At 69.4% G+C, this 13840-nt stretch carries 14 protein-coding genes; all 14 read right to left on the reverse strand.

Annotated elements, in window-relative coordinates:
• Window positions 1-101: 101 nt before the first annotated feature.
• Window positions 102-1544: a F0F1 ATP synthase subunit beta gene (atpD, locus tag ABZ716_RS01595; RefSeq protein ID WP_101390156.1), complete on the reverse strand. Its 1443-nt coding sequence runs from the start codon at window positions 1542-1544 to the stop codon at window positions 102-104.
• On the reverse strand, window positions 1544-2461 hold the full coding sequence (locus ABZ716_RS01600; RefSeq protein WP_358812492.1) for a F0F1 ATP synthase subunit gamma: 918 nt from the start codon (window positions 2459-2461) through the stop codon (window positions 1544-1546). Before ABZ716_RS01600 ends, atpD begins: the two co-directional genes overlap by 1 nt.
• Before the next feature lie 20 nt (window positions 2462-2481).
• Entirely contained in the window at window positions 2482-4077 is a 1596-nt protein-coding gene (atpA, locus tag ABZ716_RS01605; RefSeq protein ID WP_351879092.1) for a F0F1 ATP synthase subunit alpha, read from the reverse strand.
• A 134-nt stretch (window positions 4078-4211) separates the two neighbouring features.
• A complete protein-coding gene (locus tag ABZ716_RS01610; RefSeq protein ID WP_351879094.1) occupies window positions 4212-5027 on the reverse strand; it encodes a F0F1 ATP synthase subunit delta in 816 nt (271 codons plus the stop codon).
• Window positions 5024-5563, reverse strand: coding sequence for a F0F1 ATP synthase subunit B (locus ABZ716_RS01615; protein ID WP_358812493.1), 540 nt, complete (start codon window positions 5561-5563; stop codon window positions 5024-5026). Before ABZ716_RS01615 ends, ABZ716_RS01610 begins: the two co-directional genes overlap by 4 nt.
• Window positions 5564-5604: 41 nt before the next feature.
• On the reverse strand, window positions 5605-5841 hold the full coding sequence (locus ABZ716_RS01620) for an ATP synthase subunit C (RefSeq protein ID WP_030295275.1): 237 nt from the start codon (window positions 5839-5841) through the stop codon (window positions 5605-5607).
• Window positions 5842-5919: 78 nt separating this feature from the next.
• Entirely contained in the window at window positions 5920-6744 is an 825-nt protein-coding gene (gene atpB / locus ABZ716_RS01625) for a F0F1 ATP synthase subunit A (protein ID WP_351879100.1), read from the reverse strand.
• A 225-nt stretch (window positions 6745-6969) separates the two neighbouring features.
• Window positions 6970-7407, reverse strand: coding sequence for a hypothetical protein (locus tag ABZ716_RS01630; protein ID WP_358812494.1), 438 nt, complete (start codon window positions 7405-7407; stop codon window positions 6970-6972).
• Between the two features lie 286 nt (window positions 7408-7693).
• A complete protein-coding gene (locus ABZ716_RS01635; RefSeq protein ID WP_351879503.1) occupies window positions 7694-9040 on the reverse strand; it encodes an MraY family glycosyltransferase in 1347 nt (448 codons plus the stop codon).
• Window positions 9041-9144: 104 nt separating this feature from the next.
• Complete coding sequence (gene glyA, locus ABZ716_RS01640) at window positions 9145-10380, reverse strand: serine hydroxymethyltransferase (protein ID WP_358955651.1); 1236 nt, start codon at window positions 10378-10380, stop codon at window positions 9145-9147.
• 85 nt (window positions 10381-10465) lie between these two features.
• Entirely contained in the window at window positions 10466-11107 is a 642-nt protein-coding gene (locus ABZ716_RS01645; protein ID WP_358812496.1) for a protein-tyrosine-phosphatase, read from the reverse strand.
• On the reverse strand, window positions 11104-11751 hold the full coding sequence (locus tag ABZ716_RS01650) for an L-threonylcarbamoyladenylate synthase (protein ID WP_358812497.1): 648 nt from the start codon (window positions 11749-11751) through the stop codon (window positions 11104-11106). Before ABZ716_RS01650 ends, ABZ716_RS01645 begins: the two co-directional genes overlap by 4 nt.
• 52 nt (window positions 11752-11803) lie before the next feature.
• Complete coding sequence (prmC, locus tag ABZ716_RS01655; RefSeq protein WP_351879114.1) at window positions 11804-12649, reverse strand: peptide chain release factor N(5)-glutamine methyltransferase; 846 nt, start codon at window positions 12647-12649, stop codon at window positions 11804-11806.
• 85 nt (window positions 12650-12734) lie between these two features.
• Entirely contained in the window at window positions 12735-13814 is a 1080-nt protein-coding gene (gene prfA / locus ABZ716_RS01660) for a peptide chain release factor 1 (RefSeq protein WP_351879117.1), read from the reverse strand.
• Window positions 13815-13840: the final 26 nt, after the last annotated feature.

The raw sequence follows: 13840 nt of genomic DNA on the forward strand, positions 1-13840 counted from the left end.
GTGGCTCCTCGGGTCACCACCCGGCGGGTCCGCCGGGTGTTGGGTCAAATTCTAATGGGCGTGGAGGGAGGGGCGGGACACACCCGCCCCTCCCGGGGGCATCAGGAGACGCCCAGCTCCTTGGCGTTGGCCTTCAGGTCCTCGATGCCACCGCACATGAAGAACGCCTGCTCGGGGAAGTGGTCGTACTCGCCGTCGCAGATCGCGTTGAACGCGGTGATCGACTCGTCGAGCGGAACGTCCGAACCGTCCACGCCGGTGAACTGCTTGGCGACGTGGGTGTTCTGCGACAGGAAGCGCTCGACGCGACGGGCACGGTGGACAACGAGCTTGTCCTCCTCGCCCAGCTCGTCGATACCGAGGATCGCGATGATGTCCTGGAGGTCCTTGTACTTCTGCAGGATCCCCTTGACACGCATGGCGGCCGCGTAGTGGTCCGCCGCGATGTACCGCGGGTCGAGGATGCGGGACGTCGAGTCCAGCGGGTCCACGGCCGGGTAGATGCCCTTCTCGGAGATCGGACGGGAGAGAACCGTCGTCGCGTCGAGGTGGGCGAAGGTGGTGGCCGGCGCCGGGTCGGTCAGGTCGTCCGCGGGGACGTAGATCGCCTGCATCGAGGTGATCGAGTGACCGCGGGTCGAGGTGATGCGCTCCTGCAGCAGACCCATCTCGTCAGCCAGGTTCGGCTGGTAACCCACGGCGGACGGCATGCGGCCCAGAAGGGTCGACACCTCCGAACCGGCCTGGGTGTAACGGAAGATGTTGTCGATGAAGAAGAGCACGTCCTGCTTCTGCACATCGCGGAAGTACTCCGCCATGGTCAGACCGGCGAGGGCGACGCGAAGACGGGTGCCCGGGGGCTCGTCCATCTGGCCGAAGACGAGGGCCGTCTTGTCGATGACGCCCGAGTCGCCCATCTCCTCGATGAGGTCGTTGCCCTCACGGGTACGCTCACCGACGCCCGCGAAGACCGACACACCGTCGTGGTTGTTGGCGACGCGGTAGATCATTTCCTGGATCAGAACGGTCTTGCCGACACCGGCACCACCGAACAGACCGATCTTTCCACCCTTGACGTACGGGGTGAGGAGGTCGATGACCTTGACGCCGGTCTCGAACATCTCGGTCTTCGACTCGAGCTCGTCGAAGGAGGGCGCCTTGCGGTGGATGGGCCAGCGCTCGGTGACCTCGGCGTTGGCCTCCGGGTAGTTCAGCACCTCACCCAGGGTGTTGAACACCTTGCCCTTGGTGAAGTCACCGACGGGGACGGTGATGCCCTCGCCCGTGTCGGTCACCGGGGCCTGGCGGACCAGACCGTCGGTGGGCTGCATGGAGATGGTGCGGACCAGGCCGTCACCCAGGTGCTGGGCGACTTCCAGGGTCAGCGTCTTCAGCTTGCCGTCCTCGGCCGGGTCGGCGACCTGGACCTTGAGGGCGTTGTAGATCTCGGGCATGGCGTCGACGGGGAACTCCACGTCGACGACCGGGCCGATGACCCGGGCGACGCGGCCCGTGGCGGCGGCCGTCTCAACAGTGGTCGTCATTACTTGTCACTCCCCGCGGTCGCGTCAGCCATGGCGCTCGCGCCACCGACGATCTCGCTGATTTCCTGGGTGATTTCGGCCTGGCGGGCCGCGTTGGCAAGCCGGGAGAGGCTCTTGATGAGGTCTCCGGCGTTGTCGGTCGCCGACTTCATCGCGCGGCGGCGGGCGGCGTGCTCGGAAGCGGCCGACTGCAGCAGTGCGTTGTAGATACGGCTCTCGACGTAGCGCGGCAGAAGGGCGTCGAGGACGTCCTCCGCCGACGGCTCGAACTCGAACAGCGGAAGGACCTCGCCCTTCGTGCTGGTCTCCTCCTGAGCCTGGTCGAGGCTGAGCGGCAGCATCCGGCTGTCCACCGCGTTCTGCGTCATCATCGACACGAATTCCGTGTAGACGATGTGCAGCTCGTCCACGCCGCCCTCGGCCGTCTCCGTCTGGATGGCCTCGATCAGCGGCGCCGCGACGCGCTTGGCGTCGGCGTAGGCCGGGCTGTCGGTGAAGCCGGTCCACGAGTCCGCGACCTTGCGCTCGCGGAAACCGTAGTAGGCGACACCCTTGCGGCCGACGATGTAGCTGTCGACCTCCTTGCCCTCAGCGCGCAGCCGCTCGGTGAGCCGGTCGGCCTGCTTGATGGCGTTCGAGGAGTAGCCGCCGGCCAGACCGCGGTCGCTCGTGATGAGCAGGACCGCGGCGCGGGTCGGCGCCTCGACCTCGGTGGTCAGGGCGTGCTTGGTGTTCGAGCCGGTCGCCACCGCGGTCACCGCACGGGTGAGCTCGGTCGCGTACGGCATCGATGCCGCCACCTTGCGCTGCGCCTTGACGATGCGCGAGGCGGCGATCATCTCCATCGCCTTGGTGATCTTCTTGGTCGCCGTGACGGCACGGATGCGACGCTTGTAGACCCGGAGCTGCGCTCCCATGAGTCAGGTCCCTTCCGTCGTCACTTGGAGACGTTGACGGCCGGAGCGTCCTCGCCCAGGAGCTTGCCGTCAGACGTCTCGAACTGCTGCTTGAAGGCAGCGATGGCGTCCGCGATCGACGTCAGGGTGTCGTCCGACATCTTGCCGCCCTCGGCGATCGAGGTGAGGAGGTCCTTGCGCTCGCGGCGCAGGTGCTCCAGCAGCTCGGACTCGAAGCGACGGATGTCGCCCACCGGGACGTCGTCCATCTTGCCGGTGGTGCCGGCCCAGACGGAGACGACCTGCTCCTCGACGGGCATCGGCTGGTACTGGCCCTGCTTCAGCAGCTCGACCATGCGCTTGCCGCGCTCCAGCGAAGCCTTCGACGCGGCGTCCAGGTCGGAACCGAAGGCGGCGAACGCCTCCAGCTCGCGGTACTGGGCCAGGTCGACGCGAAGACGGCCGGAGACCTGCTTCATCGCCTTGTGCTGGGCCGAGCCACCGACGCGGGAGACCGAGATACCGACGTTCAGGGCCGGGCGCTGACCGGCGTTGAACAGGTCGGACTCCAGGAAGCACTGGCCGTCGGTGATGGAGATGACGTTGGTCGGGATGAACGCCGAGACGTCGTTGGCCTTGGTCTCGACGATCGGCAGACCGGTCATCGAGCCGGCGCCCATCTCGTCGGAGAGCTTGGCGCAACGCTCCAGCAGACGGGAGTGCAGGTAGAAGACATCACCCGGGTACGCCTCACGGCCCGGCGGGCGACGCAGCAGCAGCGAGACGGCGCGGTAGGCGTCGGCCTGCTTCGACAGGTCGTCGAAGATGATCAGGACGTGCTTGCCGGCGTACATCCAGTGCTGGCCGATGGCGGAACCGGTGTACGGCGCCAGGTACTTGAAGCCGGCCGGGTCGGACGCCGGGGCGGCGACGATCGTCGTGTACTCGAGCGCGCCGGCCTCTTCCAGGGCGCCGCGCACGGACGCGATGGTCGAGCCCTTCTGGCCGATGGCGACGTAGATGCAGCGGACCTGCTTGTTCACGTCGCCGGAGCGCCAGTTGTCGCGCTGGTTGATGATCGTGTCGACGGCAAGAGCGGTCTTGCCGGTCTGACGGTCACCGATGATCAGCTGACGCTGGCCACGGCCGATCGGCACCATCGCGTCGACGGCCTTGTAGCCGGTCTGCATGGGCTCGTGCACCGACTTACGGACCATGACGCCCGGGGCCTGCAGCTCGAGGGCGCGGCGGCCCTCGGTCGCGATCTCGCCGAGGCCGTCGATCGGGTTGCCGAGCGGGTCGACAACGCGGCCGAGGTAGCCCTCGCCGACGCCTACGGAGAGAACCTCACCGGTGCGCTGCACCGGCTGGCCCTCCTCGATGCCATTGAACTCGCCGAGGACGATCGCACCGATCTCGCGCTCCTCGAGGTTGAGGGCGAGACCGAGGGTGCCGTCCTCGAACTTCAGCAGCTCGTTCGCCATGGCGGAGGGCAGGCCCTCCACCTTCGCGATGCCGTCGCCGGCAACGCTGACCGTTCCGACCTCCTCGCGCGAGGCCGCGTCCGGCTGGTACGACTGGACAAAGGTCTCCAGTGCGTCCCGGATCTCCTCCGGCCGGATCGTGAGCTCCGCCATCTGGGTTCCCTGCTCTCCTTGTTGGGCCTGAAGCTTCTTAGGGGTCTGGGGGCGACCCCCAGGAATCTTCTGCAAGTTCTGCACGGCCCAACCGGGCCGCTAGGAATGCTTTGTATCTGTGTGGTGGCGGCTGGTCAGCCGGCCATGCGGCGGGACGCCTCGGAGAGACGCTCCGCGATGGTGCCGTCGATGACCTCGTCGCCGACCCGCACCGAGATCCCGCCGAGGACCTCGGGGTCCACGTCGAGGTTCAGGTGCATCTGGCGGCCGTACAGCTTCGCCAGCACCGCGCCGAGACGCTGCTTCTGCACGTCGCTGAGCGGGACCGCGCTGGTCACGGTGGCGACCATGCGGTCACGGCGCGCAGCGGCGAGCGTCGAGAGGGACTCGAGGCCCCCCTCAAGGCTACGTCCACGCGGGTGCGTGACGAGACGGACGACCAGTCGCTCGGTGACGGCGTTCACCTTGCCGCCGAGCAGGCTGCGCAGCAGCTCGCTCTTGGCGGTCACGGTGGCGCCGCGGTCGGTCAGCGCGGAGCGCAGCCCGGTGTTCGAGGCGACGATCCGGCCGAAGCGGAACAGCTCGTCCTCGACGCCGTCCAGGCCGCCGCCCTGCTGGGCCGCGGTGAGGTCGGCGGTGGCCGCCAGCTCCTCCAGCGCGTCCACCAGGTCACGGGACTGCGACCAGCGGGACCGGGCCATGCCGGACACCAGGTCGAGGGTCTCCCCGCCCACCTGGCCGGACAGCAGTCGGCCGACCAGCTCGGCCTTGGCCTCGCCGGACTGCGCCGGGTCCGTGATGACCCGACGCAGCGAGACCTCACGGTCGAGCAGCGCGGTGACGGCTGCCAGCTCACCGGCGAGCTTCGCCGCGTCGACGGACGTGTTGTCCGTCAGCGCGTCGAGACGCTCGCGCGCGGAGGCCAGCGCCTCGCGGCTCGCTCCGTTCATCGGGCCGCCTCGGCCTTCTCCTCGAGCTCGCTGAGGAAGCGGTCGATGGTGCGGCTCTGGCGGGCGACGTCCTCGAGGGACTCGCCGACGAGCTTGCCGGCCAGGTCGGTGGCGAGCTTGCCCACGTCCTGGCGCAGCGCCTGAGCGGCCGCCTTGCGGTCTGCGGCGATCTGGGCGTGACCGGCAGCGATGATCTCCTCACGCTGCCGCTGGCCCTCTGCGCGCAGTTCTTCCTTGAGCGCAGTGCCCTGCTCCAGCGCTTCCTGGCGCAGGCGCGCGGCCTCGTGCCGGGCCTCGGCGAGCTGGGCCTTGTACTGCTCCAGCACGCTCTGAGCCTCGGTCTGAGCGGCCTCAGCCTTCTCGATACCGCCCTCGATGGCATCGCGACGCTCGTCCAGAACCTTGTTGATGTTCGGGAGGAGCTTCTTCGCGAGGAAACCGAAGACGATGACGAAGGCGATCAGACCGATGACGAGCTCGGGGATCGGCGGGACGAGCGGGTTTTCCGTCTCGGCCGCGAGAACCAGGAGGTTCACATCAGTGCCTTTCGTCTAATCGGACTAGTGGTCGCGGTTCGTCAGCTGTAGACGAACGGCATGACCAGACCGATGAGGGCGAGCGCCTCACAGAAGGCGAAGCCGAGGATCTGGTTGGCGCGGATCAGACCGGCAGCCTCGGGCTGGCGGGCGAGGGCCTGCGTACCGTTACCGAAGATGATGCCGACGCCGACGCCCGGGCCGATGGCCGCGAGACCGTAACCGACGGAGCTGAGGGAACCGGTGACGCCTTCGGCGGCAGCAAGGATCTGGGACATGCCAGTTCTTCCTTCTCTTTCACGGACCGGTGGGGGTTGGCCACCGGACGACAGGGGGTTGGGGGTGGGCGGTCTGGCTCAGTGGTGCTCGGCGAGCGCGCCCTGGATGAAGCTGCAGGCCAGGAGGACGAAGACGTACGCCTGGACAGCCTGGATGAAGAGCTCGAAGGCGGTCATCACGATGACCATGATGAACGAGACGCCCGCGTAGGCGATGCCGATCCCGTTCAGCAGGTACCAGCTGGCGATGGTGAACAGCAGCAGCAGGGTGTGACCGGCGAACATGTTCGCGAACAGTCGGACCGCGTGGGTGAACGGGCGCACCAGGACGTTCGAGAAGAACTCGATGACCATGACCAGGGGCAGGACGCCGCCGAGCGACTTGTCGTAGCCGGTCAGGTTCTTCAGTCCACCGACGAAGCCGTGACGCTTGAACGTCACCGACATCCAGATGAAGTAGACGATCGCTGCGAGGACCGCGGGGTACGCGATGATCGAGGTCACCGGGAACTGGGCCACCGGGACGATCGACCAGACGTTCAGGATCCAGACGAAGAAGAACAGCGAGACCATGAAGGGGACGTACTTCTCGCCCTCCTTCTTGCCGAGCGTCTCGTAGACGATGCCGCGGCGCACGAAGTCGTAGCCGGCCTCGCCGACCATCTGCAGCTTGCCCGGGACGACCTTGGCCTTGCCGAAGGCGACCCAGAAGAAAGCCACGATGATGATCGAGCCCAGAAGGGCCAGCAGCATCGGCTTGTTGAAGTAGACGCTGGTCAGACCAGCTTCGCCCCACAGCGGCTCGAAGAGGAACGAGTGCAGGCCCGGGCCGGGGAAGCCGCATCCGGAGAAGATGTGGCAGTCGGTCTCGAAGGCGAGGACCTGCGTCGGGTCAGCACTCACCGCGGGCTCCTTCAGCGTGGCGCATAGGTACGGCAACCTCATCGTGTCGGCGCGGCGCACGGCCGCGGTTCGGCACTGGACTGGTGTAACGGGTGTGGGGGCGGCAGTCAGGCATCGAGCCTCGCGATGGAACAGGCGTCAGCTCAGATGCCCGCGCCCGCAGTGCCGCAGTTGGAACCGGACGATAGCAGCATCTCGAACGCACACTTATCCCGGCCCTACCCCTCACGGCTTCGACCCCGGCTTTCCGGGCTTGTCACCGCTGGTCGAGTCCGGCTCGACGTAAAGGATCTTGGCTTTCATGTGAGCACGCGTCTGCGCGCCGATCCACACGAGGGTGGTGGCGACGAGCGTGATCGCGAACGCCCGGGGGTGGAACAGCGTCGTGTTCTTGAACACGGCGAGAAAGACGAAGAGCAGCAGGATCTGAGCCGCATAGAGCATGAGGCCCATGGCCTGGAACAGGTGCGGCAGAGTTTTCGCCGTGCGCTGCAGGACCAGGAATCCGAGCCCCATGAACACGATCACGACCGCGGTCGCGACGAGCGACCCGACCGCACCCTTGCCACCGACGACCAGACCGCTGATCACGGCGGCGACAGCGCCGGCGACAGCGGTGGGTACGGCGGTTTGCAGGAGGGATCGGACGTCGTTTGACCGCATGGCGGTTTGCTCCGCGTGGTGGTGGGGGCACGGACTCGTACGGGAACTCGTACGGGGACGAGCGTAAGCCCGGTCCGAGTGGTCGCCTCGGGCCAATGGACCGTCGCACTACGGTCCTTCGGCTCTGTCGCCGGGTTTAGTGAACGGTATCACAAACTATTTGATGAGAGCTTTACCTGTGCGGTGTGCTGACTGTCACACATGAGGGCTAATCCGCCCGTGTGTGCAGGACAGGACGGCGTCTTGTCTGGTAAAGGGCGTTCATGTCGGACATGCTCCCGCGGCGTCAGCGCGACGAACCCGCCTTACGCCGGTCGGGGAAGCGCGAACGGGGGCCTACCGCTGTCGCGCCGTTGACGCCGGCCACTCCCGCCGCGATCGGCCGGGCCGGCTCCGGCTCCGTCCCGGTGTCCTCCCGTACCGCGGCCTCGGCCGCCGCCTCCGCCACCCGCCGGGAGTGCCGGTAGCGCGGCGGGACCAGGCCCTCGGCCCAGCGCGGGGCGCGCGGGGTGAACCGCGGCAGGAGGAGCAGGACCAGGCCCAGGGCGCTCAGCGCGGCGATGGCCAGGACGATCCACATCGAGGCGGAGTTGACCGAGTAGGCCACCGTCCCGAAGGCGATCAGCCCCGACCAGAAGTACATGATGAGTACGGCGCGGCTGTGGGAATGCCCGAGTTCCAGGAGCCGGTGGTGCAGGTGGCCGCGGTCAGCGGCGAAGGGGGACTGCCCGTTCCAGGTGCGCCGCACGATGGCCAGCATCAGGTCCGCCATCGGGATCGCGATGATGGTCAGCGGCAGCAGCAGCGGGATGAAGACCGGCAGCATCGCGTGGGTGGCGTTGCGCTCGCCGCCCACGAAGAGGGCCATGGTGTCGGGGTCCACCTGCCCGGTGATCGAGATGGCCGAGGCGGCCAGCACCAGGCCGATCAGCATCGAGCCGGAGTCCCCCATGAAGATCCGTGCGGGATGCATGTTGTGCGGCAGGAAGCCCAGGCACATGCCCATCAGGATGGCCGCGAAGAGCGTCGCCGGGGCGGCCGGCTCGATGCCGTAGCCGAACCAGATCCGGTAGGCGTAGAGGAAGAACGCGCAGGTGGCGATGCAGACCATGCCGGCGGCCAGGCCGTCGAGCCCGTCCACGAAGTTCACCGCGTTGATGGTGATCACCACCAGGGCCACGGTGAGCAGGGTGCCCTGCCACTGGGTCAGGGCGACCGTGCCGATACCCGGAACCGGAATCCACAGGATGGTCAGGCCCTGGATGACCATCACGCCGGCGGCGATCATCTGGGCGCCGAGTTTGATGAGCGCGTCCAGCTCGAACTTGTCGTCCAGGACGCCGACGATCCAGATCAGCGCGGCGCCCGAGAGCAGTGCTCTGGGCTCGTTGGAGCGTTCGAACACCCCGTTGAGGTTCTGCAGGTGGTCGGCGATCAGCAGGCCCGCGCACAGGCCGCCGAACATGGCGATGCCGCCGAGGCGGGGGGTGGGCTCGCGGTGCACGTCGCGGGCGCGGATCTCCGGCATGGCCCCCGCCGCGATGGCGAACTTCCGTACGGGCCCGGTCAGGAGGTAGGTCACCGCGACCGTGACGCAAAGCGTCAGCAGATATTCACGCACTGGCTGCCCCAGATGTATCGCCGGCCATCTCAGCCCCACACATTAGCCGCGATGTACACGGGGTCGAGGACGCGCGGAGTCCCCGTTCCGGTTGCACTACGGGACACTCGCCCCGGTTACGCCCCGTACGGGGGAAATCGTCCGGCCAGCTCGGTGACCTCGGCACGGGTTCCGGCCACCTCCCCGCCCCGCAGTGCGGCCGCGAACAGCTCCGCGATCAGGGCCATTTCCGCCTCACCCATCCCCTGCGTGGTCACCGCCGCGGTGCCCAGGCGCAGCCCGCGCCGGTCCCCGTACGGCAGGGCGCAGGTGTCGAGGACGATCCCGGCGGCGGCCAGCCGGCCCCGCGCGGCCGGCCCGTCGAGGCCCAGGGGGGCGGGGTCGGCGCTGATCAGGTGGGTGTCGGTGCCGCCCGTGATGACGGCCAGCCCGTGCGCCCGCAGAGCGGTGGCGAGGGCGCGGGCGTTGGCGACGACCTTGTGGGCGTACCGGGTGAAGGCCGGGCCGGCCGCCTCCCCGAAGGCCACCGCCTTGGCGGCGATGGTGTGCATCTGGGCGCCGCCCTGGGTGAAGGGGAACACCGCCCGGTCCACGCGCTCGGCGAACTCGGCCCCGCACAGCACCATCCCGCCGCGCGGGCCGCGCAGCACCTTGTGGGTGGTCGCGCAGACCAGGTCCGCGTACGGGACGGGGCTCGGCGCCGCCCCGCCCGCGACCAGGCCGATGGGGTGGGCGGCGTCCGCGATCAGGTAGGCCCCCGTCTCGTCGGCGATCTCCCGGAAGGCCGAGTACTCCAGGTGCCGGGGGTAGGAGATGGAGCCGCAGACGATGGCCTTGGGGCGGTGCGCCCTGGCGAGCCGCTGCACCTGCTCGTAGTCGATCAGCCCCGTCCGGGCGTCCACCCCGTACCCGACGAACTCGAACCACCGCCCGGAGATGTTGGCGGGGGATCCGTGCGTGAGGTGGCCCCCGTACGGCAGGCCCATGGCCAGCACCTTGTCGCCCGGCCGCAGCAGCGCCGCGTACGCGGCGAGGACCGCGGAGGAACCCGAATGCGGCTGTACGTTGGCGTGCTCGGCCCCGAACAGCGCCATGGCCCGCTCCTGGGCCGCCCGCTCGGCGAGGTCGGCGTACTCGCAGCCGCCGTGGTGGCGGGCGCCGGGGTAGCCCTCTGCGTACTTGTTGGCCAGCGACGAGCCCAGCGCGGCGAGCACGGCGGGGGAGGTGAAGTTCTCGGCGGCGCTCAGCTGGAGCGTGCTCGCCTGGCGCTGCCGTTCCCCGTCGAGGATGTCGGCCAGCTGCGGATCCTGCGCCCGCAGCACGTCCGTGGGGCGCTCGGTGGTGACGCTCATGGCACGACTCCCGCGCAGTGGGGGTACCGGTACCAGCCACTGTAGAGCGGGCACGGCGGTCATGCCCGATGAGCCCGCCCGGGGGTCAGCGCTGCCCGGCCACGCCCGTCAGCGCGGTCACGACGGGGTCCAGCGCCTGGTTGATCTCGTCGCCGATGGAGCGGAAGAAGGTGATGGGCGCCCCGTACGGGTCGTACACCTCGTCCGCGTCGGCGGACGGGGCCAGCAGCCAGCCCCGCAGGGCGGCGGCGGCCCGCACCAGTGCCCGGGCCCGCTCGGCCATCCCGTCGTCGAGCGGCGGCAGGGTGGCCGGGTCTATGGCCCGCACCAGGCGGGTGAACTCCTTGAGGGTGAAGGTCCGCAGTCCGGCCGAGTGGCCCATGGAGATGACCTGCGCCCGGTGGTCCCGCGTGGCGGTCAGGACCAGGTCGGCCCGGATGACGTGCTCGTCGAGGAGCTCGCGCCCGGTGAACCCCGAGGCGTCCGCGCCGAAGTCCGCCAGCACGGCGGCCGCGTTGGCCTCCATCGGGGCGCCCTCGTGGCCCCAGGTGCCGGCGCTCTCCACGATCAGGCCGCCCGGGGCCAGCCCCAGGGCGCCCAGCCGGTGCGCCAGCGCGTGCCGCGTCAGCCGCTCGGTGATCGGCGAGCGGCACACGTTCCCGGTGCTGACGTGGAGTATGCGGAAGGCGTCGTCCCCCTTGGCTATGCCACGCCCCTGAGGGCTCACGGAGCCACCTCGAGGTCGGGTACGACCTCCCGCAGCTGCTCGGCGCTGAGCGCGCCCTCGCGCAGCAGGACGGGAACCTTCCCGGTGACGTCGACGATCGACGACGGCCGGGTGCTGGGGGTCGGCCCGCCGTCCAGGTACACGGAGACGGAGTCGCCCAGCATGGCGCGCGCCGCGTCGCAGTCCTCCGGGGCGGGGTGCCCGGACAGGTTCGCCGAGGACACGGCCATCGGGCCGACCTCGGTCAGCAGCTCGATCGCGACGGGGTGCAGCGGCATCCGGACGGCCACGGTCCCGCGGGTCTCCCCCAGGTCCCAGGCCAGCGACGGCTGGTGCTTGGCGACGAGGGTGAGCCCGCCCGGCCAGAAGGCGTCGACGAGTTCCCACGCCTGCTCGGAGAAGTCGGTGACCAGGCCGTGCAGGGTGTTCGGGGAGCCGATGAGCACCGGGGTGGGCATGGTGCGGCCGCGGCCCTTGGCGGCGAGCAGGTCACCGACGGCCCCGGCGCTGAAGGCGTCCGCCCCGATCCCGTACAGGGTGTCGGTGGGCAGCACGACGAGTTCCCCGCGGCGTACGGCGGAGGCCGCTTCGCGCAGGCCCGTCTTGCGGTCCGTCGCGTCGTTGCAGTCGTATCGCCGGGCCATCAGCGGGCCTCCTCGTGCAGCGGGGTCGTGTCGGTCGTCGGGGTCGTGCGCCTCACGGCATGGCCTTGCGGGCGGTCGCGAAGCGCGGGCGGTTGTTCAGGTCGGGGTGGTCGGCGGCGTCGGCCCAGCCCCGCTCGTCGCCGAAGATCCACGGCACCTGGCCGCCCTGGGTGTCGGCGTGCTCGATGACGACGATGCCGCCGGGCCGCAGCAGCCGGTGGGCGGTGCGCTCGATCCCGCGGATGGTGTCGAGGCCGTCCTCGCCGGAGAACAGCGCCATCTCGGGGTCGTGGTCGCGGGCCTCGGGGGCCACGTACTCCCACTCGGTGAGCGGGATGTACGGCGGGTTGGAGATGACCAGGTCCACCTGGCCGTCCAGCTCGGGCAGCGCGCTCAGGGCGTCGCCCTGGTGGACGGTGACCCGGGAGCCCTCGGCGTTCTTGCGGGTCCAGCGCAGGGCGTCCTCGGACAGCTCCACGGCGTGCACGCGCGAGCGCGGCACCTCCTGGGCCATGGCGAGGGCGATCGCGCCGGAGCCGGTGCACAGGTCCACGATCAGCGGCTCGACCACGTCCATGGCCCGGACCGCCTGTATGGCCCAGTCCACGACCGACTCGGTCTCGGGCCGGGGCACGAACACCCCGGGGCCGACCTGGAGCTCCAGGTAGCGGAAGAAGGCCCGGCCGGTGATGTGCTGGAGCGGCTCGCGCGCCTCGCGGCGGGCGACGGCCTCCCAGTACCGGGCGTCGAAGTCCGCGTCCTTGACGTGGTGCAGTTCCCCCCGCTTGACGCCGTGCACGAAGGCCGCGAGCTCCTCCGCGTCGAAACGCGGTGAGGGCACGCCGGCGGCGGCCAGCCGCTGGGTGGCCTGGGCCACCTCGGCAAGCAGCAAGTTCACGCTGGTCCTCCGGGCTGCTGTCATGGGGCTCCCCCCTGCTCGAGCGAAGCCGAGAGCTTGGGGGAGGGGGATGGTGCGAAGGTCGTCAGTGCGCTGCCGCGAGCTTCGCCGCGGAGTCGGTGTCGACGCATGCCTGGATGACCGGGTCGAGGTCGCCGTCGAGCACCTGGTCCAAGTTGTACGCCTTGAAGCCGGTGCGGTGGTCGGAGATCCGGTTTTCCGGGTAGTTGTACGTCCGGATCTTCTCGGAGCGGTCCACGGTGCGCACCTGGCTGCGGCGCACGTCGGACGCCTCCTGCTCGGCGGCCTCCTGGGCGGCGGCCAGCAGGCGCGAACGCAGGATGCGCATGGCCTGCTCCTTGTTCTGGAGCTGGCTCTTCTCGTTCTGGCAGGAGGCGACCACACCGGTCGGCAGGTGCGTGATGCGCACGGCCGAGTCGGTGGTGTTGACGGACTGGCCGCCGGGGCCCGAGGAGCGGTACACGTCGATGCGCAGGTCGTTCGGGTTGATCTCGACCTCGACCTCCTCGGCCTCCGGGGTGACGAGCACGCCGGCGGCGGAGGTGTGGATGCGGCCCTGCGACTCGGTGGCCGGGACGCGCTGGACGCGGTGGACGCCGCCCTCGTACTTCATCCGGGCCCACACGCCCTGGCCGGGCTCGGTGGCCCCGTTGCCGCCCTTGGTGCGGACGGAGACCTGGACGTCCTTGTAGCCGCCGAGCTCGGACTCGGTGGAGTCGATGATCTCGGTCTTCCAGCCGACGCGCTCGGCGTAGCGCAGGTACATGCGCAGCAGGTCGCCGGCGAACAGGGCGGACTCGTCGCCTCCGGCGCCCGCCTTGATCTCCAGGAGCACGTCCTTGTCGTCGCTGGGGTCGCGGGGGACGAGCAGCAGGCGGAGCTTCTCGGTGAGCTCCTCGCGCTGCGCGCCCAGTTCCTTGACCTCGGCGGCGAAGTCGGGGTCGTCGGCCGCCAGCTCCTTGGCCGTCTCGATGTCCTCGCCCGTCTGCTTCCACGCCCGGAAGGTCGCCACGATGGGCGTCAGCTCCGCGTAGCGCTTGTTCAGCTTGCGCGCGTTCGCCTGATCCGAGTGGACCGAAGGGTCGGCGAGCTTCTTCTCGAGGTCGGCGTGCTCGCCGACCAGGTCCTCGACCGCTTCGAACATCGGGTGCTCCTGAGGTGAAAAGTCAA

The organism is Streptomyces sp. NPDC006687, from assembly GCF_040636215.1.
In the GTDB taxonomy this organism is placed as follows: domain Bacteria; phylum Actinomycetota; class Actinomycetes; order Streptomycetales; family Streptomycetaceae; genus Streptomyces.

What these genes read in the sequence shown, in the direction of transcription:
- atpD (WP_101390156.1), bottom strand. Translation starts at nt 1,544, where the DNA reads ATGACGACCACTGTTGAGACGGCCGCCGCCACGGGCCGCGTCGCCCGG.
- ABZ716_RS01600 (WP_358812492.1), bottom strand. Translation starts at nt 2,461, where the DNA reads ATGGGAGCGCAGCTCCGGGTCTACAAGCGTCGCATCCGTGCCGTCACG.
- atpA (WP_351879092.1), bottom strand. Translation starts at nt 4,077, where the DNA reads ATGGCGGAGCTCACGATCCGGCCGGAGGAGATCCGGGACGCACTGGAG.
- ABZ716_RS01610 (WP_351879094.1), bottom strand. Translation starts at nt 5,027, where the DNA reads ATGAACGGAGCGAGCCGCGAGGCGCTGGCCTCCGCGCGCGAGCGTCTC.
- ABZ716_RS01620 (WP_030295275.1), bottom strand. Translation starts at nt 5,841, where the DNA reads ATGTCCCAGATCCTTGCTGCCGCCGAAGGCGTCACCGGTTCCCTCAGC.
- ABZ716_RS01630 (WP_358812494.1), bottom strand. Translation starts at nt 7,407, where the DNA reads ATGCGGTCAAACGACGTCCGATCCCTCCTGCAAACCGCCGTACCCACC.
- glyA (WP_358955651.1), bottom strand. Translation starts at nt 10,380, where the DNA reads ATGAGCGTCACCACCGAGCGCCCCACGGACGTGCTGCGGGCGCAGGAT.
- ABZ716_RS01650 (WP_358812497.1), bottom strand. Translation starts at nt 11,751, where the DNA reads ATGGCCCGGCGATACGACTGCAACGACGCGACGGACCGCAAGACGGGC.
- prfA (WP_351879117.1), bottom strand. Translation starts at nt 13,814, where the DNA reads ATGTTCGAAGCGGTCGAGGACCTGGTCGGCGAGCACGCCGACCTCGAG.